19 protein-coding genes and 1 pseudogene are annotated in these 17,607 nt (G+C 59.7%); 10 read left to right on the top strand and 10 right to left on the bottom strand.

What is annotated here, in order from left to right; translation table 11 throughout:
• Window positions 1–2: 2 nt before the first annotated feature.
• Genes NCS28_RS29785 through NCS28_RS29795 form a run of 3 tightly spaced genes read right to left on the bottom strand, consistent with a single transcriptional unit; the run spans window position 3 to window position 2,571 of the window.
• Window positions 3–1,157, bottom strand: a complete 1,155-nt coding sequence (locus NCS28_RS29785; RefSeq protein ID WP_250517386.1) for a KpsE/RkpR family capsule polysaccharide export protein — start codon at window positions 1,155–1,157, stop codon at window positions 3–5.
• Complete coding sequence (locus NCS28_RS29790; protein ID WP_250517387.1) at window positions 1,157–1,819, bottom strand: ABC transporter ATP-binding protein; 663 nt, start codon at window positions 1,817–1,819, stop codon at window positions 1,157–1,159. The genes NCS28_RS29785 and NCS28_RS29790 overlap by 1 nt, the downstream gene beginning before the upstream one ends.
• A complete protein-coding gene (locus NCS28_RS29795) occupies window positions 1,816–2,571 on the bottom strand; it encodes an ABC transporter permease (RefSeq protein WP_250517388.1) in 756 nt (251 codons plus the stop codon). Before NCS28_RS29795 ends, NCS28_RS29790 begins: the two co-directional genes overlap by 4 nt.
• A 509-nt stretch (window positions 2,572–3,080) precedes the next feature.
• On the opposite strand from NCS28_RS29795, the gene NCS28_RS29800 reads away from it, so the two are divergent.
• A complete protein-coding gene (locus NCS28_RS29800; RefSeq protein ID WP_250517389.1) occupies window positions 3,081–4,418 on the top strand; it encodes a capsule polysaccharide biogenesis protein in 1,338 nt (445 codons plus the stop codon).
• Window positions 4,419–4,606: 188 nt separating this feature from the next.
• Window positions 4,607–4,963: a hypothetical protein gene (locus NCS28_RS29805; RefSeq protein ID WP_250517390.1), complete on the top strand. Its 357-nt coding sequence runs from the start codon at window positions 4,607–4,609 to the stop codon at window positions 4,961–4,963.
• Between the two features lie 57 nt (window positions 4,964–5,020).
• On the opposite strand, the gene NCS28_RS29810 is transcribed toward NCS28_RS29805, so the two are convergent.
• Window positions 5,021–6,607, bottom strand: a complete 1,587-nt coding sequence (locus tag NCS28_RS29810) for an alanine/glycine:cation symporter family protein (RefSeq protein ID WP_250517391.1) — start codon at window positions 6,605–6,607, stop codon at window positions 5,021–5,023.
• Between the two features lie 397 nt (window positions 6,608–7,004).
• On the opposite strand from NCS28_RS29810, the gene NCS28_RS33430 reads away from it, so the two are divergent.
• The 3 genes and pseudogenes from NCS28_RS33430 to NCS28_RS29820 all read left to right on the top strand — a co-directional run bounded on the left by NCS28_RS33430 (window position 7,005) and on the right by NCS28_RS29820 (window position 8,204).
• Window positions 7,005–7,079 carry a hypothetical protein gene (locus NCS28_RS33430; RefSeq protein WP_350029832.1) on the top strand — a complete coding sequence of 25 codons (75 nt, stop codon included), beginning with the start codon at window positions 7,005–7,007 and terminating at the stop codon, window positions 7,077–7,079.
• Between the two features lie 7 nt (window positions 7,080–7,086).
• Window positions 7,087–7,215 (top strand): annotated as a pseudogene (locus tag NCS28_RS33435) (DUF2165 family protein); the annotation flags it as partial.
• Window positions 7,212–8,204, top strand: coding sequence for an alpha/beta hydrolase (locus NCS28_RS29820; RefSeq protein ID WP_250517392.1), 993 nt, complete (start codon window positions 7,212–7,214; stop codon window positions 8,202–8,204). The pseudogene NCS28_RS33435 and the gene NCS28_RS29820, both read left to right, overlap by 4 nt.
• 6 nt (window positions 8,205–8,210) lie before the next feature.
• Here the strand turns inward: NCS28_RS29820 and NCS28_RS29825 are convergent, their stop codons facing one another.
• The 3 genes from NCS28_RS29825 to NCS28_RS29835 form a co-directional block, all read right to left on the bottom strand.
• Window positions 8,211–9,158, bottom strand: a complete 948-nt coding sequence (locus tag NCS28_RS29825; protein WP_250517393.1) for a TauD/TfdA dioxygenase family protein — start codon at window positions 9,156–9,158, stop codon at window positions 8,211–8,213.
• A 39-nt stretch (window positions 9,159–9,197) separates the two neighbouring features.
• The gene (locus NCS28_RS29830) at window positions 9,198–10,211 is read right to left on the bottom strand and encodes an ABC transporter substrate-binding protein (protein WP_250517394.1); all 1,014 of its coding nucleotides are present in this window, start codon (window positions 10,209–10,211) and stop codon (window positions 9,198–9,200) included.
• A 168-nt stretch (window positions 10,212–10,379) separates the two neighbouring features.
• Window positions 10,380–12,578, bottom strand: coding sequence for a TonB-dependent siderophore receptor (locus tag NCS28_RS29835; RefSeq protein ID WP_250517395.1), 2,199 nt, complete (start codon window positions 12,576–12,578; stop codon window positions 10,380–10,382).
• Window positions 12,579–12,797: 219 nt separating this feature from the next.
• Here NCS28_RS29835 and NCS28_RS29840 point away from each other — a divergent pair, with 219 nt between their 5' ends.
• Complete coding sequence (locus tag NCS28_RS29840) at window positions 12,798–13,628, top strand: class I SAM-dependent methyltransferase (RefSeq protein ID WP_250517396.1); 831 nt, start codon at window positions 12,798–12,800, stop codon at window positions 13,626–13,628.
• On the opposite strand, the gene NCS28_RS29845 is transcribed toward NCS28_RS29840, so the two are convergent.
• Genes NCS28_RS29845 through NCS28_RS29855 form a run of 3 tightly spaced genes read right to left on the bottom strand, consistent with a single transcriptional unit; the run spans window position 13,625 to window position 15,761 of the window.
• Window positions 13,625–14,008, bottom strand: coding sequence for a DUF1801 domain-containing protein (locus tag NCS28_RS29845; RefSeq protein ID WP_250517397.1), 384 nt, complete (start codon window positions 14,006–14,008; stop codon window positions 13,625–13,627). The two genes, NCS28_RS29840 and NCS28_RS29845, sit on opposite strands and share 4 nt — an antisense overlap.
• 52 nt (window positions 14,009–14,060) lie before the next feature.
• Window positions 14,061–14,600: a DUF4142 domain-containing protein gene (locus NCS28_RS29850; protein WP_250517398.1), complete on the bottom strand. Its 540-nt coding sequence runs from the start codon at window positions 14,598–14,600 to the stop codon at window positions 14,061–14,063.
• Window positions 14,601–14,642: 42 nt separating this feature from the next.
• Complete coding sequence (locus tag NCS28_RS29855; protein WP_250517399.1) at window positions 14,643–15,761, bottom strand: GGDEF domain-containing protein; 1,119 nt, start codon at window positions 15,759–15,761, stop codon at window positions 14,643–14,645.
• Window positions 15,762–15,958: 197 nt separating this feature from the next.
• Between NCS28_RS29855 and NCS28_RS29860 the strand changes: the two genes are divergently transcribed.
• From NCS28_RS29860 to NCS28_RS29875, 4 genes are all read left to right on the top strand, one after another.
• Window positions 15,959–16,543 carry a glutathione binding-like protein gene (locus NCS28_RS29860; RefSeq protein ID WP_250517400.1) on the top strand — a complete coding sequence of 195 codons (585 nt, stop codon included), beginning with the start codon at window positions 15,959–15,961 and terminating at the stop codon, window positions 16,541–16,543.
• Window positions 16,544–16,643: 100 nt separating this feature from the next.
• A complete protein-coding gene (locus NCS28_RS29865) occupies window positions 16,644–16,850 on the top strand; it encodes a hypothetical protein (RefSeq protein ID WP_250517401.1) in 207 nt (68 codons plus the stop codon).
• Window positions 16,847–17,125: a hypothetical protein gene (locus NCS28_RS29870; protein WP_250517402.1), complete on the top strand. Its 279-nt coding sequence runs from the start codon at window positions 16,847–16,849 to the stop codon at window positions 17,123–17,125. The genes NCS28_RS29865 and NCS28_RS29870 overlap by 4 nt, the downstream gene beginning before the upstream one ends.
• A 29-nt stretch (window positions 17,126–17,154) precedes the next feature.
• Window positions 17,155–17,367, top strand: a complete 213-nt coding sequence (locus NCS28_RS29875; protein ID WP_250517403.1) for a hypothetical protein — start codon at window positions 17,155–17,157, stop codon at window positions 17,365–17,367.
• The last annotated feature ends 240 nt before the right edge of the window (window positions 17,368–17,607 follow it).

A 17,607-nucleotide genomic window follows, 5' to 3' on the forward strand; every position in this document is an offset into this window, starting at 1 on the left:
GTTCAGTCCCGATGGTCGCGAATGATCGCGCCTAGCAGATAAATCACGCCGGTTACGAGCAGCGCCACGATCGTGAACGCCGCGATGTTGTATAGCCTTCTCGGTTCGATGGAATCCTGTGGAAGATTCGCCGACTGGAGAATGCTCACGCTCTTGATCTTGCGCGTTGCATCGAGCCGCGCCTTTTCGAGCGCAGCCAATGCCGTCTTGTAGACGTCTTCGGTGAATGCGGCATCGGCCTGCAGACGTTCCTGCTGCTCCGCCAGCTTGTTGAGCGGCGCGCCCTTCTTCGCCGCGAGCCGGCCACGCTCGACGCCGATCTGCTGTTGCAAGGCCGCGATCTGCGAGTCGATCTGCACCATGTCGGGCGCCGCCGGCGTTAGATAGCCCTCCATCGCACGCTTCTGAGCCGTGAGATTCGCACGCTCGCCTTCGAGTCGCGCGACGACTTCGGACACGCTCTCGACAGTGGCCGAAGGCGACACCAGACCGTTGCCGTTCTGAAACGCCAGCAGCTGTTGGCGCGCGTCGGCCATCCGCTTCCTGATGCTCACGAGCTGCTTCTCGATGAAGTCCACCTGCTCTTGCGCAAGCGTGTTGTCCTGCTTGTTCATCTCGTTCTCGCCTTCGTCGACGAGCAGCCGCGCGATTGCTTGCGCCATCGCTGGTGTGTAGGCCTGCGCCTTGACCGTCAACACTTGCGAATAGTCGTCGTAAGTCACGGTGACGCGAGACAGGTAGTAATCGTGGAAGGTCTCGTCGGAAGCGTCCTTGCTCCACAGGCGGGAGATCAGATCACGCTTGTGATCGCTATAGTGGTTGCGCAGGCCGAGTTTCTGGTCGAGTTCGCGCATCATGTCGACGGAAAGCAACCGGTCCTTGAAGAGCAGCACGTCATGCGACGCCGTCGAGCCCGTCAGCATCGTGATGAGATCGCCGGAACCGTTTTGGGAAATGGTGTCGGTCCGGTCGATCACGAGATGCGCTTCGGAGACGTAGCGGTCCGACGCGAGAACACCCCAATATAGGGACGCGCACAGTATCGCTACCATCAGGAGCGTGCGAAGCCAATGTTTACGCAAGACCTTCGGCTTGAGCAGAGACAGCGTCGCCGTGTGCGCCGATCGCAACATGTTCGACGCGGGTAGGGCCTTCATCAAAGTGCGCATTTCTTGTAACGGGCGAGCCCTTCTTCCAGATCATCGAACCAGTGTGCTTTGCCTTCGTGCAGCCAGACAGCCGACTTGCAAAAGCTCTTGAGGGTGGCCTCGTCGTGCGAAACCATCACGAGTCCCGCGCGTGAAGCGAGAGTGCGAAACGCCTCGCGAGATTTCTTTCGAAACGCCGCGTCGCCCACCGCGGTCAGTTCGTCGACGAGATAGATATCGAAATCGAAGGCAAGCGAGATCGCAAAAGCGAGTCGCGAGCGCATGCCGGACGAGAACGACTTCACCGGCTTGTCGATACGTTTGCCGAGTTCGGAGAACTCTTCGACGAATGCCAGCCGCTCCGCCAGTTTGGACTCCGGCACGCCGTGTATGCGGGCGACGAATTTGGCATTCTGCGAGCCGGAGAGCGAACCTTGAAAGCCGCCTGCGAGACCCATCGGCCAGGAGACGCGGCACGTGCGCGTGATCGAGCCGGAGCTCGGCCGGTCCATGCCGCCGATGAGATTTAGCAGCGTGGTCTTGCCAACACCGTTGCGGCCGATAACGCCCACTTTCGCGTCGGGTTCGATCTTCAGATTGACGTCGTCGAGAACGTGCTCGGTCCCATGATGGCTTCGATATCGCTTTGACACTCCGTTGACAATGATCATCTTTCTCCCAACTTGCGCTCGAAACGGACATGCAGGAACAGACCGAGCGCAACCAGGCACAGCGCCCAACACCCGAGATAGGCGGGATCGACTTGATCTGGCTCCGCGTAGGCCTCGAAATAGCCGCTTCGCATCATCTCGACGCCATGCACGATCGGATTGAGAAAAAACAGATTACGCGCTGAAGCCGGAATCCACGAAGACGGATAAAGCGCCGCCGACGTGTAATACAACGGCCCGAAAAGCATCTTTGCAATCTGGCCTATTTCAGGAATGAGCCGCTTCGCCGACGAAAGCGTGAGCGCCAGCCCCATTCCGAACGACCACATCAACGCAGCCCCCGTGATGACACGCAACGGATGACAGACGGAGATGTCGGCACCGAACATCGCGCAACTCGTGACAAGCAGAACGCCGATTACCAGAAATATGATTCCCTCGAGAAATCCTCGCGCGAGAACCGTGTCTACCGGCTTGATTTGCCGGTACGTGAAGAGAGCCATATTCGCCGAGATTGCTTCCATGCCGCGTAGCGACACGCTACGCATCATGAAGAATGCGAGCACGCCAATTCCGATGAAAAGCGGAACATTCACGCCAGGAATGAAGTGATGCTGGACGAGTCCGTGCCAAAGCATGAGCAAGACGATATGTTCGCCGGGTTCGAGCAGCATCCAAAGCCACGCCCCGCGTTCGATGGAAAGCCGCGTCACAGCTTCGCGCAAAACCAGCGCGTAAAGCACCGCGCTCATTACCCTCAGCGAAGAGCGAGGCGTGGGTGCGAATTCACTGCGCGTCATGGCGCCTCGAACGAGGGCAACGCTTCGCCCGGCATAGCGACAGACACGCCGCGCCTCAATGCAACTGACTTTGACATTTACCGATACGCCCTGCGACTGCGTTAAAAGCTGGTGGAACTTGTTACCTCAAGTTGCTTCTGGCGCATGCACAAAACTGTGACAAGGCGATGACAACGCTCGAGAAGGGCGGGAGCATACATCAAATTGATAAGTATCGGTAGGAATTAAGGATACACTTTAATAATTAGCAATTTCACAACAAAACAACAACTTGAGGCATCCGAAAGCTATGATTTCGCGCAAGGGAACGCCTCGGGGCCCGTAAATCGTTTGCGCGCGGCGTATATTCGACGCATCGAAAATGAGCGGTAACAGTTACCTGAGGCGGCGGCAAGCAGTGGGCCACGTTCGGCACGTATGCAGCGCGCCGATGCGACTCAGGGCCACATAACAAATCGACAATGACATCGACAGCTCAGCGATACGCAAAACTCGACGAGTTGGGCAAGCACGGCAGTGTGCTTTTGCTGCAAGGACCAAACGGTCCTTTCTTCAAGCATCTTGCCAAGCGCTTACGCGCCAATGGCACGACCGTGATGAAAGTCAATTTCAATGGCGGCGACTCACTGTTCTTTTGTGAAAAATCCGCAATACGTTATCGTGGCGCTTTTGAAGAATGGTCAACATTTTTCACGGTTCTGGTGAAGTCAAATTCCGTCAAGGCAATTGCCCTGTTCGGTCAATGGCGGCCCGTGCACCAAGTCGCGATCGCCATTGCACGCGAATTGCGGCTCAAGATCTTCGTATTCGAAGAAGGCTATGCAAGACCATGGTGGATCACGCTGGAAGAAAATGGAGTGAATGACGCCTCTTCGCTCATAAGCTGCATTCCCGACAAGCTTCCGGTTTTTCCGCAAATCGCCCGACCAGTGCGATTTCGCTTCGCCTTCACTCGCATGGCGATGTACTCGTACGCGTACTTTGCGTTTGGCGTGCTTTGTCGCAGGTCATATCCTCACTATGTCCACCACAAACCATTCCGCCCGTGGGAAACGCTTTACTGGATACGCTCGGCCTGCAAAAAGCTCACTTGCTCGCTGAACGAGAAGGGTATGCTCTCTTCATTGCTCGATCCGTACGGGCCAGATTTCTTCCTGGTGCCGCTCCAAATTAGCACTGACAGCCAGATCGTTCACTCTAGTCCTTGGGAAAACAACGAAGCATTCGTCGAAGCCACGATCCGATCCTTCGCGCGACATGCGGTATCGACGGATGTGCTCGTATTCAAACACCATCCGCTCGAACGCGGTCACGCCGACTACGGCCGGTTCATCCACGCCCTCGCGGCGGAAGAAGGCATCGCCGAACGCGTGAAGTACATTCACGTCGGACACGTTCCTTCATTGTTGAAGCGCTGCAAAGGCGCCGTTACCGTGAATTCGACGGCAGGCTTGCAGGCGCTCTATCACGGGGTGCCTTTGTGCGTAACGGGAAAGGCATTTTTTGCGCGCCCCGGACTCGTCTCAGGCAAGAATATCGATGCCTTTTGGCAAGATCCCGTCGATCCGAACCGGAAGCTATTCACTCGCTTCTACAGATACATGATGCATACGACACAGATCAATGCATCGTTCTACGTGAGCAAAGACCTGGTCAAGGCTATGCCGGGATGTAGCCTGCTCCGGCTAGGAAGGCGCCTGACAGGCTGCGGCGCGGCGCTCGTGGTGTTCGGTTCCAGCGGATCGGGAAGCGTGATCGAACTCTTCGTGCGATCGATCCTGGACGCGTTCCGGGCTTAGGCAGAGCCCTTCCTGTAGTTTTTCTGTCTCAAGATGAACATCTCCATTGAGATGCGTTGAGGGTGCGCTTTTCTAAACGATTCGTTGTACGGATGATTTTCGAGAAAATCGAAGATCTTCTATTTTCGTCCGTGGCAGCATAGACGACTCTAAGAAGATATTTTCTTTTCCATCCTCGCGTAGACGTCGTGCAAAACAATCGCATCATCGACACTTACTTCCGGTTCCTGAACCTTTCTCATGCCATGCATGCCTTGCCATCCGCGCCCAAACTCGACGCCGGCGAAATACGGCTGCTCGAGGCGCTCGCAACATCATGGCATGCTGGGCACGCTCTGACGGTCAAGGAAACCATGTCGCTGCCCATCGGCGGGGCCCCTGCGACGTTGCATCGCAAACTGACACGGTTGAAAAATCTCGGCCTCGTCTCGATGGACGAGAAGGCTGATGACATGCGCGCGAAGACAGTTTCGCCTACGCGCAGCGCACTCGACTACTTCGAAAAAATTGCTGCGTGTTTCGACGAAGCCAGAGCCGTCGAATAGGCAGGCACATTTGCGAGGCTCGATGGGCGTCACCGGTCGTCGAGCACCTCATGCACTTCAACTTTCGACACGCTCTCGAAGCGCGTTTTGCATGGACCCAGCTTCAGGCGCTTTCGCCGTCCAATACTCCGTCCGCACGCCGATCTCGTCGGAAACGAACGGCCCGCCGCGCGTCGAACGATAGTTCGCGAGCGCCTTATAGACGAGCCGTTGCCCGATCAGCAGAATCGGCACGTTGAGCAGCACCATCACGATGTTCATCAGATCGGACAGCGCCCACAGGTTCGGCAGCTCGAGACCGGCAAGCACTGTAAGCGCACCGAACGGCACGAACACGAGCGAGCCGACGACGCGAATACCGGTGATGAAGCCGCGACTGCGCGAGATGAAGTTCGCCGATATCTCCGCGAACGAAATCATGCCGAGCAACGTGGTGAACGCGAAGAGCCCGTAGCACACGCACATCACGATCTTCACAACGTGAGCGACCGCAACCGGCACGAGCGTTTCGACCGATGCAAGATAGACCGTGATCTTCGATGCCCTCACCGATTCCCACGCTTGTCCATCGACGGTGCCGGTCCAGACATGCGCCATCACGACGATGAAGCCAGTCATCGTGCAGATGACCATCGTGTCGAAGAACACGCCGAGACTTTGCACGAAGCCCTGTTCGCAAGGGTGATCGTTATCGGCGATGGCGGCGGCCATCGTGATGGTGCCCTGCCCCGCTTCGTTCGACATCAGCCCGCGCTTGACGCCCTGCGCGAGCGCGGTGCCGATCGCGCCGCCGAAGAGCGCATGCGGCGCGAATGCACCGACGATCACCTCGTGAAAGAAGTATGGGATCAGCGGCAGATTGATCAGGATGATCACGAACGACATCATGCAGAAGAGCGTCGCCTTGATCGGCACGAGCACATCGGTATAGGCGGTTACGCGCCGAATGCCGCCCATGATGATGAACGAGCACGCCGCGATCAGCATGGCCGCGATGACGTAATACACCGTCGACTGACGTGCGAGATGCGTGCCGGTCACGGTATCGGCGATGGTGCCGATCGCGGTGAATACGTTGAACGTTTGCGGCGGCACGTTGAAAAGCGCATAGACGATGAACACGAGCGATAGAAACGTGCCGACGATGCGCCTGTCGCCGAGAATGCGCCGCCCATAGAACGGCAGGCCGCCGACAAACTCGTCGTGCTTCTTCTCTTTGAAGAGCTGCGCGAGCGTCGATTCCATGAACGCGGTGGCCATGCCGAAGAACGCGGCCACCCACATCCAGAACAATGCGCCCGGCCCGCCGACGGAAATCGCGCCCGTGATGCCGACGATGTTGCCCGGCCCCGCGCGCATCGCGAGCCCGAGCATGAACGACGCGAGCGCACTGACGCCGGTCTTCGACGACTGTCTGCGCAACATGATGCGCACGATCTTGCCGACGTTCATCGTCTGGATGAAGCGCGTGCGGATCGTGAAATGAATGCCCACGCCGACGAGCAACAGAATCGCGAACGAGAATTGCCCGAGCACGGGAATGCGCGAATATGCCTTGAAATTGGTTGGGAAATCCCACAAGAAATCCGACACGGGTGCAATGAAGGCAAACAATGCATTCACGGATTGGAAGAGACTTTCCACGCGAGGCGTTCCTTTCGTGCTTCGACCTGTTTTCGAACAGGCGTTCGGAATGTTGATAATCCAGCGATGTTCGAAGCTGGCGGACGTGCCTGCGTGGGCACGTGATCTTTTGAGGCAGCGATTATACGGTTCCCGGGACCGACCTTCCTCTTGATCGCTTATGGCGAAGCTGAAAAAGTGCTCCGATGAAGAAGGACAGTTAGTTGCGGCGCGTCGTCATGCTCATCTAATTCTTTCCTCTCACAATCTCGTGCATGACGTAACCGGAGAACGGGACAAGCGAACGACTCGCGAAACTCTTCGCCGTGGCCTCGATGGCCCTGCTCGCTTCGCTCGTGAGCTTCGGCAATCTGACGGACTACGGCAGCACCTGCAATTCGTCGAGCACGTCTTGCGGATGGACACGACATTCCCCGGCAACGCCGACATGTATCGCGCGATAACATCCGCCGACGTTTCAGCATCTCGGTGAATGGTTCGGCATGTGGCAGCCGCAGCAATGGAACAACTCGGAGAGCGCGTTTCGCTTCTTCATGACCTTTCTTGTGTTATTGATCTTCGTGACACGCGCCGAATCGCATCATCCTTCTTTGAGAGCGTACACATGAACACGAGCAACGCAGCCAACGCGATTCAGGTGCGCGATATCGGCAGCTTTCACGTCGGCGGAAAGATGGTCACGCTGACGGGCATGAGTCCGCGCTCGCGCGTGAGCACGGCGCACGGCGCCGTTCATCCGATCGATCCCAACGGCGAAGTGATCGCCGGTCAGATGTATGTGCAATACGTGCGGCTTGCATCGGCGCGCAGTCCTCATCCGCTTTTGCTTTGGCATGGCGGCGGCATGAGCGGCGTGAACTGGGAGACGACGCCCGATGGACGTCCCGGCTGGCAGATGTATTTCCTTCGCGCGGGCTTCGACGTGTATGTGTCCGACGCCGTCGAACGAGGCCGCGCATCGTGGGCGCCGTATCCCGACGTGTATCCGGAAGCGCCTTACTTTCGCACCGCGCGTGAGGCGTGGGAAGAAACGTTTCGCTTCGGCCCGGCCGGATCATGGCATGCCGATCCGCAATCGCGTCGGCCTCATGCGGGCATGCGCTTCGATGTATCGAAGATGGAAGTCTTCATGAACCAGTTCGTGCCGCGCTGGTCGACCAACGACACGCTCACGCAACATGCGTACGACGCGTTGATCGAACGCGTTCCGGGCAGCATCGTGCTCACGCATAGTCAAGGCGGCAACTTCGGTCTGCGCGCCGCACTGAATGCGCCCGAACGCGTGAAGGCTGTCATCTCGCTCGAGCCTTCAGGCGCGCCCGATCCCGCGCAATGGGATGCGAACACATTGCGCGGCGTGCCACATCTGTTCGTGTGGGGCGATTATCTCGACCGGCATCCATTCTGGATCGAGTCCATGCCGAAAGTGCGGCGCTGGCGCGATGCGCTTGTCGCGGCCGGCGTCGATACGCAATGGATCGACCTGCCCGCATGCGGCATTAACGGAAACAGTCACGCGCTGATGGCCGATGACAACAGCGATGACATCGCGAGCATCGTACTCGGCTGGATGCGCGAGCGGCGGCTCATCGATTGATCACATTCAGTTCAACGCCACCGCGGCCGCCGCGCCGACCGGCGAGCCCTCGATCGCCACCGACCTCTGCCCGTCCGGCCCAACCGGCACATCCCCGACGAGCGTCGTGCGATACAACTGCCGATCGAAGTCGAGATCGAATATATCCGTGGGCGCGAGATGCGCGGTCGTGCGGTTGTCCCAGAACGCGATGCTGCCCGGCTCCCACTTGAAGCGCACCGTGAATTCGGGCCGCGTCACATGCTCCCATAACAATTCGAGCAGCACCTGACTTTCACGCGGCGCCAGTCCCGCGATGTGCTTGAGAAAGCCCGGACTCACATACAACGCGCGCTCGCCGGTCTCCGGATGCACGCGCACGAGCGGATGTTCGCTCACGAGCGTGTGATCGGTCACGGCCTTCGTGAAAGCATCGGTGCCGTTCGCGCCTTGCGGCGGCGCAAAGCGATGCACGCCGCGAAGTCCATCGACAAAGGCACGCAGCGGCGCGGAGAGCTTCTCATAAGCGATCACGAGATTTGTCCATTGCGTATCCCCACCATAAGGCGGGATCGTCACGCCACGAAGGATCGATGCAAACGGCGGATTCACCGCGGCCGTGACATCCGTATGCCACCCGGTCCAGGGGCGCTGGAGCGACGGCCCTTCGAAGCGCGTCGCCTTGCGAAACTTCGATATCGAATAGATCTCGGGATGTCCCTCGACATGCCCGAACACCGGATGTCCCACCGTGAGCTCGCCGAAGTGGGCCGAAAACGCGACGTGCTGCTCGTGACTCAGAAACTGCTCGCGAAAGAAAATCACGCGCCATTTGAGCAGCGCGGCGCGAATCGCATCGACCTGTGCGGAAGACAGCGGGCGCGTGAGATCGACGCCGCCGATCTCCGCGCCGATATGCGCCGAAAGCGGACTGACGGTTAATTCTGCTTCTTTCTCGATAGCCGCGGCATTCATTTCGTATTCCTTTGTATGCTGGATAAATGGACGATTCGTTTAACTGCCTTGCGCATTCGCGTCGTCGGCGAAGAAGTAATCGCGCCACGACTTCGGTTCGTGACGAATCACGCCGACCTTGTGCAGGAACGCGCCGAGTTGAAGCGTGTTTTGCGGCGTCGTGGCGAAGCTCGCTTCCTTGTCGTTCAAAATGCGTTCGACGAACGCGGGCGAAAGCTTCGACCCGTCCTGACGAATGTAGATGGCCGCTGCCTGCGTCTTATCCGCGGTAACGAGCTTCGCCGCATCGTCGAGCGCTGCGCGCACGGCGGCATACGTCCTCGGATTGTCCTTGCGCCATGTGCCCGAAGTGACGACGACGCTGCCTGTCGATGGGCCGCCGAGGATATCGGTGGAACTAGTCACCTTGTGAATCTTCGGGTCTTCGAGTTCCTGATACTGATACGGCGCGTTGGAGAAATGCAGATTGACGACCGAGTTGCCCGATAACATCGCGGTCGTCGCATCGGCGTGCGGCATGTTGACTTCGAAGCGATCGAGACGCGCATAGTCGGCATCGCCGAAAGCCTTGGCCGATGCCATCTGCAGAAGACGTCCCTGTTGCGACACGGCGACGGACACCACCGCGATCCGATCTTTCTCGCCGATATCCCGAATGCTGCGAATGCGCGGATCGTTCGTCACGAGGTACACCGGCACCGCGCTTTGCGCCGCCATCGCGCGAAAGTCCTGGCGCCCGCGCGTGCGGTCCCAGATCGTCATCAAAGGCCCGATGCCGATGGTCGCGATATCCGCCGCCCCCGACAGCAACGCCTCGTTGACGGCCGCGCCGCCCGAAAGCGTGTTCCATTGCACGTCGATAGCGAGTCCCGCCCGCGCGCCCGCCTTCTCGATGAGCTTCTGGTCCTTCGCCACCTTCAAGAGCAGCGAGCCGATGCCATATTGATCGACGATCTTCACCTGCCCTTCCGCGTGCGCGCGATGAATCGGCAAGGCAAGCAACGCCATCGACGCGAATACGGCGAAGAGACGCTGCAATGAAAATGTCGTCATGCGGGGTATCGTGGAAGAGCGGCGAACGAATAATTTACTCGCCGCTTCATCACACGCGAACGAAGAAATCCCGATACGGATAGCTTCGTTAGCGATAAGCGCCGGGGCGGCGCTCACGACAGTTCGATGCACCGCGCCTGCTGAAAGACGCGGTGCGGTGAAGCGCGCTTACCAGTGATAGTTCATGCCGGCGAACACCTGACGCCCGTAGCCGAACGCACACCACGTGCCGTAATAGCACGATGCGACATATTCCTTGTTGAAGAGGTTCTGCGCATTCACGTAAAGCTCCGCGCCCTTCAATTGCGGCGCCGCGCGTCCCAGGTCGTAGCGCAGCGTGGCGTCGACGAGGAAGAAGCTCGACACCTTGAAGCTGTTGTCGCTGCTATACGTGGTGCCGGTATAGCGTCCGCCCGCGCCCATCGAGAGACCGGCGAGCGGTCCGCGATTGATCGTGTAATAGCCCCACAACGAAGCTTGATTCTGCGGAATGGCAGGAAGGAACTTGCCGTCGAGCCCGCTGTTGTCCTCCGTGTACTTCGTGTTGAGATACGTATAGCTCGCCGTGACGTTCAACGAATCCGTGAGGCTCGCCTTCGCTTCGAGTTCGACGCCGAGCGATCTCGCCTCGCCGACCGCCGACTGGAAGGCCGGATTGTCCGCGTTGACGGTCAGCAGGTTCTTGCGCGTCAGATCGAACAGCGCAGCCGAAAAGAACGCGTTATAGCCCTTCGGCTGGAACTTCACGCCGAGCTCGTACTGACGCCCGCGCTCGGGCGAAAACTGATTGCCGCTGATGTCGACGCCCGCTTGCGGCGTGAACGATTCGGTATAGCTGAAGTACGGCGCGATGCCGCTGTCGAATACATACGTCAGGCCGCCACGGAATGTGAACGCGCGATCGAACTGATGGGATGCGATGCCGTACGTCGTGTTGTTCGAATCGCTGCTCGCCCAATCTTCGCGTCCGCCGAGTGTGAGGATCACGTTGCCCCAGCGCGCCTGATCCTGCGCATAGACGCCATACTGCGTGCCGCTCAGCACCTGGTGATAGCGGTCCGGCGGCGTGATCGTCTGGTTGTAGTTCGGCGCGAACATATCGAGCGTCGGCGCGGTGCCGAAGCCCGCGTCGAAGTTGCTCGCATAGTGTTGATAGTCGAAGCCGAACAGCACCGTATGATCGATCGGCCCGGTCGAGAAATTGCCTTCGAGCTGATTGTCGAGCGAGACCGTGTTCAGGTTGTCCTTCGAAGCCGCCGTGCCGCGATCGAGCGTGCGCAGGTCGTCTTCCAGCATGCTTGCATAGACGCTCTTGTAGTCCTGTGCGAGATGCAGCAAGCGGCCGTTCGAACGGAACGTCCATGCGTTGTTGATCTTTCGATCGAACTTGTAGCCGATCGCTTCTTCCACGCGATTAAAGCTCTCGAAGTTGTGATCGCCGTCGTAGAAGTCGCTCGGCAGCTTGCCGTTCGGGTTATAGAGCACCGTGCCTTGCGGCGGCACGCTGCCGTACGACGTGCTGCGCGGATCGTGCTGATACAGACCGTACAGGGTGAGCGAAGTCTTGTTGTCCGGACGCCATGTGAACGACGGCGCGATCGCGATGCGCTTGTTGAACGTCGACTGCACCTGGCCGTCTTCCGTACGCGCGATGCCGGTGATGCGATACAGATAGCGGTCATCGCCCGCGATCGGTCCGGAGAAATCGAACTTGGCCGCCTTGTGCGCGTAGTTGCCGAACTCGATGCCCACTTCATGCAGCGGCACGACCGTCGGCATCTTGCTTTCCTGATCGAGCAGACCGCCCGCCGCCGCCTGGCCGTAGAGGACGGACACCGGCCCCTTGAGCACCTCGATGCGTTCCATCATGTACGGGTCGATCTGCGGCACCGCGTACCAGGCGTTATCGAGCAGCTTGAGTCCGTTCCAGTATTTATCGGCATCGAAGCCGCGCACTTTCAGCATGTCGTAACGCGTCGCGATGCCGCCGCGCGTTTCAGGCGTCACGCCCGAGACATAGCGCACGGCCGCATTCAGCGTCTGCGCGTTCTGCTGATCCATCTGCTGACGCGTAACGATGGAAACGGACTGAGGCGATTCGAGCAGCGACGGCGTGCCCTTCATCGCAGCCGACTCCGTCGCGACGTAGCCTTTCGTCGGACCATACGGCTCGTCGACGTTCTGCGCCGTGACCTTCACCGCCGGCAACGTGCTTTCGCCCGGCACGCCCGTCGCGGAAGGCGCCGATGCGCCCGACTGTGCGGAATCCGTCGATTGCGCATAAGCAAGCGGGGTCGCCGCGAAAAGCAGCAGCGCGGCCAGTTTTAAAGGTCGCAGCGCGACCGGACTCGTCGTACCTGATTTCATACTCATTTCTCTTGGATGCCGTTGCGTGTGAATGCGAATCGTTATTATTTGCGGCCGAATTGTCGCTGAACGTTTTGTATTTGTAAAGAAATCATTCGAACGATTTGTGCCGGAAACGACACCAGTCGCCGAAAGCAAACCGAAATAATTTTGGGGCGGAAACGGCTCACGGCGCGCAGCTACTACCATGAAAGCGCAGCCACATGCGAGGTCACGCCGATGGATCCTTCGCCATCTTCCTCCGGTACTTACGTGCTCGGCCATTCCGATCCTGAAGTGCAGCGCCTCGAAAATCAGGCGCGCTTCATCGGCGATCTGACTGAAGATGTCCTGCGTCGCGCCGGGCTTGCGTCCGGCATGCGCGTGCTCGATCTGGGCTGCGGCGCGGGCGATGTCTCGTTTCTGGCCGCATTGCTCGTGGGGCCGAACGGGTCGGTGCTCGGCATCGATCAGGCGCCCGGCGTCATCGAAAAGGCGCGCGAACGGGCGCGGCATGCGAGCCTCGTTAACGTGCGCTTCGATGTCGCGAGCGTCGCGGATTTCGATCTCGCTGAACCCGTCGAAGCCATCGTCGGCCGTCTTATCCTGCTGCATCTGCCCGATCCCGCCGCGACCTTGCGTCGCCTCGCCGAACGCGCGGGCGCGGGCACGCTTTTCGTCTTCCACGAGATGGACATGAGCACCGCGCGCTCGATGCCCGAGTCGCCGCTATGCGCGCAGGGTATGCACTGGATCAAGGAGACGTTTCGACGGGCGGGCGTCGAGACCGACATGGGATCGAAGCTGTATTCGGCGTTTCGCCGCGCCGGCCTGCCCGGCCCGCAAATGCTGCTGTCGGCACGCTTCGAAGGCGGCCCCGACTCGTTCGCGTATCAGTACCTGACCGAGGTCGTGCGTACGCTGTTGCCGCTTGCGGAGCGCTTCGGCGTTGCGAGCGCCGATGAGATCGGCATCGATACGCTGGCCACGCGTCTGCGCGATGAAATCGTCGCGCTCGATGGAGTGATTCAACCGCCCGCCTTCATCGGCGCCTGGACGCGCGTGATTTAATCAGCCGCCTTCTTCTTCGATTTAGATTGATTGAATTCGATAGCCGCGCGCACGAGATTCTTGAACGCACGCGCATCGATCTTGTCACCCTCGAAGAAATCGATCGCGCGCCGCGCATTGCCTTCGAGGCCCGCGTTGAAGAGCTTGTTGGGATCGGCAAGGCTCGCGCCGTTGGCGAACGTCAGCTTCACTTTTCCCTTATGCGCGTTAGCCACCGCGATCATGCCGTCGCGATACCAAACGGGACTGCCCATGTACTTCCATTCCTCGACGATGCCGCCATCCGCCGCGAGGATGATCTTGCGCATGTTGGCGAATGTCTCGCCGCGCCAGTCCGTGATGCCTGCAATCAACGCGTCGATTCGCTCCGATGGGTTCATGCGTGTCTCCATGCTTCTGAGTTTCGACGTCGATGATTCTAAAGCAACGCCATCAGCGCATGAGACCCGGACTGCCGATCGTGATCTGCAACCGCTGAGCCTGATCGAGCTGAAAGATGAACGACGGACGCGAGCGGATCAAGAGCGTGCGCACATCCGCGCTGCGCGCCGTGCGGATATAGCCATCGACGGTATTGACGAGCTTCTGGAGAAAGGCGACTTCGCGATCGAGATACGCTTCGTCGAAATCATAAGTACTGGTCTCGTTGAGATCGGCGATATCGTCGGTGCTTTGCTTCGTCAATGCATCGCTCGTCGGGCTGCGTTGCGGCTGCGTGCCGTATCTTTGCATCAGCGTGGCGATTTCCTGATTGACCTGCGCATGCTCCGACACGATCCGCCTCGCGAACACCTGCAGGCTATTGGAGCGCGTCTTGCGCAACGCCAGATTGCCCGCCGCGATCTCCGCCTGATTCGCGACGAGAATCACGCCGAGCATTTGCTCATCGGAGAGGGGCCGCTCTTGCGCCTTCACGCAGACGGTCCACGCCAACAGCAATAACATTGTCGCTGCGATACGTTTGCCGTTCATCCGCGCCTCCGGGTTGTATCGACAGCGATGACTCTACCTCGATCACACCGTCAGCGTGTTGCGGCCCGCGAGCTTCGCGCGATACAGCGCAACGTCCGCGCGTTGCAGCGCTTCGTGAAAGCCCGCATCGTTCGCGCCGATCTGCGATACACCGATGCTCGTCGTCCATTCCGGCATGCCCTCGGTGTATTTGCGGCACGCAGCGTGGATCTGGTTCGCGCAGGCCTGTGCATCCGATGCGCGCGACGCCGGAACGATCGCGACGAACTCATCGCCGCCGAGCCGCCCGAACTCGCCGCCCAGCGACCCAACTTCCGCCCCCGCAAGCCGCGCAAGTTCGATCAACACGTTGTCGCCCGCGAGGTGACCGTGCCGGTCGTTGATCTGCTTGAAGTGATCGAGGTCGATGGCAAGCACGGTCGCGCCCGGCGCGGCGAGGCGCTTCGCGTGGAAGTCGAATCCGGCGCGGTTCCAGACGCCCGTCAGCGGGTCGCGCAGCGCGGCATCGCGCAAACGTTGCTGCGCGCGCTCGGCGGGAATCGCAAGCAGGCCGAGATTGAGCACGCCCAGCAGCAACTGGTCGGAGAGCATTGGAATCAGCGCGAGATAATTGATGCCCGGACCGGACCACGCGTAGGCTGCGAGCGTCACGGCATAACCCGGCAGATAGCCCAGCATCGCAAGGCCGGCTATGCGACGCGCGCGGCTTTTCTCACGCCGTCCGCTCGACCATAGGGTCACGCCGGTGATCGCTGCCGAGATCGCGACGCTGACCGTGTCGCCCGCATGCGTCAACATCGACACTAGTGGACCATGACCACCGATCCATCCCGGCAAGACATGCGCCGCGACGCAGCCCAGGATCATCGCTGGCATCCACCAGCGCAACGGCGGCTTGCGGTCGAAAGCGCGCAAGCCCGAGATGATCAGCATGTTGGTGGCCGCGAGCGCGCCGAGCAGCAGGCCGATCAGAAGCGGATGGCCACGCGCGGGGCCGAAGCCCGTCAGCACGGCCGCGTAGAGAAAAGAACTCGCCGACCAGTGCACGAACTGTGGTTCGATCTTTCGGCCGAAGCGCACGAGCGCGAAGACGAGCCCGAACGCCGTGCTCGCGAGCACGCTGCAAAGGCGTAGTGTGTCTGTGTCAGGTGTGTGGAACATGGAAAAGCCCGCCACGTGCGATGGCCGGGACATCGAGCGTCGTCGACAGCGGATCGCATCGCGACAAAACGGCCGTATGGCACTTCCGATTAAACGGCACGTACCCAGCAAAACTTTAATGCCGCTTATCTTGCGGCATAAGGCTTGCTGACGGACGTAATTCCCGCGTAGTCGTCACGGAAAAGGAGACGCCCATCATGAAACTGTATTACGCACCCGGCGCATGCAGTCTCGCCGATCACATTGCGATGCATGAAGCAGGCCTGGACTTCGATCGCGTGAAAGTCGATCTAAAGAACAAGGTCACCGAGGACGGCACGCCGTTCAACGAAATCAATCCGAAGAGTTATGTGCCCGTAGTCGAACTCGACGATGGCAAGCGCCTCACCGAGAACGTCGCGATTCTCTGGTGGATTGCGCAGAAAGCGCCATCGCTTGCGCCTTCCGGCGACGATGGAAGTGTGCGCCTGCTGGAAACGCTCGCGTTCATTTCAACGGAGATTCACAAGCAGTTCGCTCGCGTGTTCCGTCCGTCGTCCGATGCGGAGGCCACGGCCGCACGCGAGAAAATCGGCCAACGCTTTGCGCTCATCGCGAAGACGATGCGCGGCGATTATCTGTTTGGGGACAAGGTGAGCGTCGCGGATGCGTATCTTTTTACCATGCTTACATGGGCGCAGAAAATGAACGTCGATATGCCCGCGGAACTTCAGGCGTTCTACAAGCGCATGCGTGAACGGCCAGCCGTGAAGCTGGCGTTCGAGCACGAAGGTCTCGAATGACGAATCGCGCATGACGCACGCGCCGCAAGCGGGTCCGCGATTTGCTGGCCCGTTGCGTAGGCGTGCGTCGCGCGCCTCATCACTATTTCCGGAGGCCATCATGGAGCCAGGCAAGCCCGTGCCGCACGCCACCGCCGACGACATGGACGAACCCACAGGACGCGACGAATCCGCGCCAGCGTCCTCTCAGGACACGAAGCAGCGGCAACTCGACGAGCGCGAAAAGCGCACGCACGAAGCATCGGAAAACGAGCTGCCGTCGTCGCAAGAGAAGAACCCGGTGCCGCCCGATTCCAGCAAGCCGTGATTCCGTGGCAAGCCGTCGTTGCGGCAGCGCTGATGGGCGCGATCGTCTGCTACACGCACTACGAGATTCCGAGCTTCACGAGCGGCCAGGGGAAACGGCGCACCGCGCATGCCGTGTTGATCGTGGTGTCGCTCGCATTCGGCGCAATGGGCGCTTGCACGCTGGATTTGCCGATGCCAACTTGGCTCGTGTTCGCGCTTGGCTTCGGCACGGTGCATGTGCCCGCAGCCGCGATCCTCGCCCTCAAGCGAGCGCGCGGCGCGGGCATGTCCTGACCGCATTGCACTCAACGAGGGATCACATCATGGCAACCGAGACTTACGTTCGCAACGGGCATCACGTCCAGATCACCATCGATCACGATCCGACGGGACAGTTCACCTGGTCCTACACGATCGATGCGGACGGCTACACCGAGATGCGCGATCGCCCGCTGGAGACTCCCGAGGCGGCGATGGAAGCGGCTAAGAATCACGCGAATGCGAAGGCCGACATGCTGCCAGCAGGCGACGCGTGATGACTACGTTTTAGAGTACGACCTGAACCCCAAGCTCAACGACATCTTCGCTTCGAAGTCCGTAGTATTCCGCTGTCGATACGGAATGAAACGACATCTCACCGAAAAGACGCTCGCGCCAGCGCGGCATCTGACCGTGTGAGCAACCGGGCGTCGCCTCGTCGCGCGGCACGAGCGCCTACGAGGGTGCGGCGAAGAAGAGCGGCTGTTTCGCTGCGCCCGGCTGACGCAAGATCGTCG

Origin of the sequence: Caballeronia sp. INDeC2, assembly GCF_023631325.1 — a bacterium.
GTDB lineage: Bacteria > Pseudomonadota > Gammaproteobacteria > Burkholderiales > Burkholderiaceae > Caballeronia.

What these genes read in the sequence shown, in the direction of transcription:
- NCS28_RS29785 (WP_250517386.1), bottom strand. Translation starts at nt 1,157, where the DNA reads ATGAAGGCCCTACCCGCGTCGAACATGTTGCGATCGGCGCACACGGCG.
- NCS28_RS29790 (WP_250517387.1), bottom strand. Translation starts at nt 1,819, where the DNA reads ATGATCATTGTCAACGGAGTGTCAAAGCGATATCGAAGCCATCATGGG.
- NCS28_RS29795 (WP_250517388.1), bottom strand. Translation starts at nt 2,571, where the DNA reads ATGAGCGCGGTGCTTTACGCGCTGGTTTTGCGCGAAGCTGTGACGCGG.
- NCS28_RS29800 (WP_250517389.1), top strand. Translation starts at nt 3,081, where the DNA reads ATGACATCGACAGCTCAGCGATACGCAAAACTCGACGAGTTGGGCAAG.
- NCS28_RS29820 (WP_250517392.1), top strand. Translation starts at nt 7,212, where the DNA reads ATGAACACGAGCAACGCAGCCAACGCGATTCAGGTGCGCGATATCGGC.
- NCS28_RS29825 (WP_250517393.1), bottom strand. Translation starts at nt 9,158, where the DNA reads ATGAATGCCGCGGCTATCGAGAAAGAAGCAGAATTAACCGTCAGTCCG.
- NCS28_RS29830 (WP_250517394.1), bottom strand. Translation starts at nt 10,211, where the DNA reads ATGACGACATTTTCATTGCAGCGTCTCTTCGCCGTATTCGCGTCGATG.
- NCS28_RS29835 (WP_250517395.1), bottom strand. Translation starts at nt 12,578, where the DNA reads ATGAAATCAGGTACGACGAGTCCGGTCGCGCTGCGACCTTTAAAACTG.
- NCS28_RS29840 (WP_250517396.1), top strand. Translation starts at nt 12,798, where the DNA reads ATGGATCCTTCGCCATCTTCCTCCGGTACTTACGTGCTCGGCCATTCC.
- NCS28_RS29845 (WP_250517397.1), bottom strand. Translation starts at nt 14,008, where the DNA reads ATGAACCCATCGGAGCGAATCGACGCGTTGATTGCAGGCATCACGGAC.
- NCS28_RS29850 (WP_250517398.1), bottom strand. Translation starts at nt 14,600, where the DNA reads ATGAACGGCAAACGTATCGCAGCGACAATGTTATTGCTGTTGGCGTGG.
- NCS28_RS29855 (WP_250517399.1), bottom strand. Translation starts at nt 15,761, where the DNA reads ATGTTCCACACACCTGACACAGACACACTACGCCTTTGCAGCGTGCTC.
- NCS28_RS29860 (WP_250517400.1), top strand. Translation starts at nt 15,959, where the DNA reads ATGAAACTGTATTACGCACCCGGCGCATGCAGTCTCGCCGATCACATT.
- NCS28_RS29865 (WP_250517401.1), top strand. Translation starts at nt 16,644, where the DNA reads ATGGAGCCAGGCAAGCCCGTGCCGCACGCCACCGCCGACGACATGGAC.
- NCS28_RS29875 (WP_250517403.1), top strand. Translation starts at nt 17,155, where the DNA reads ATGGCAACCGAGACTTACGTTCGCAACGGGCATCACGTCCAGATCACC.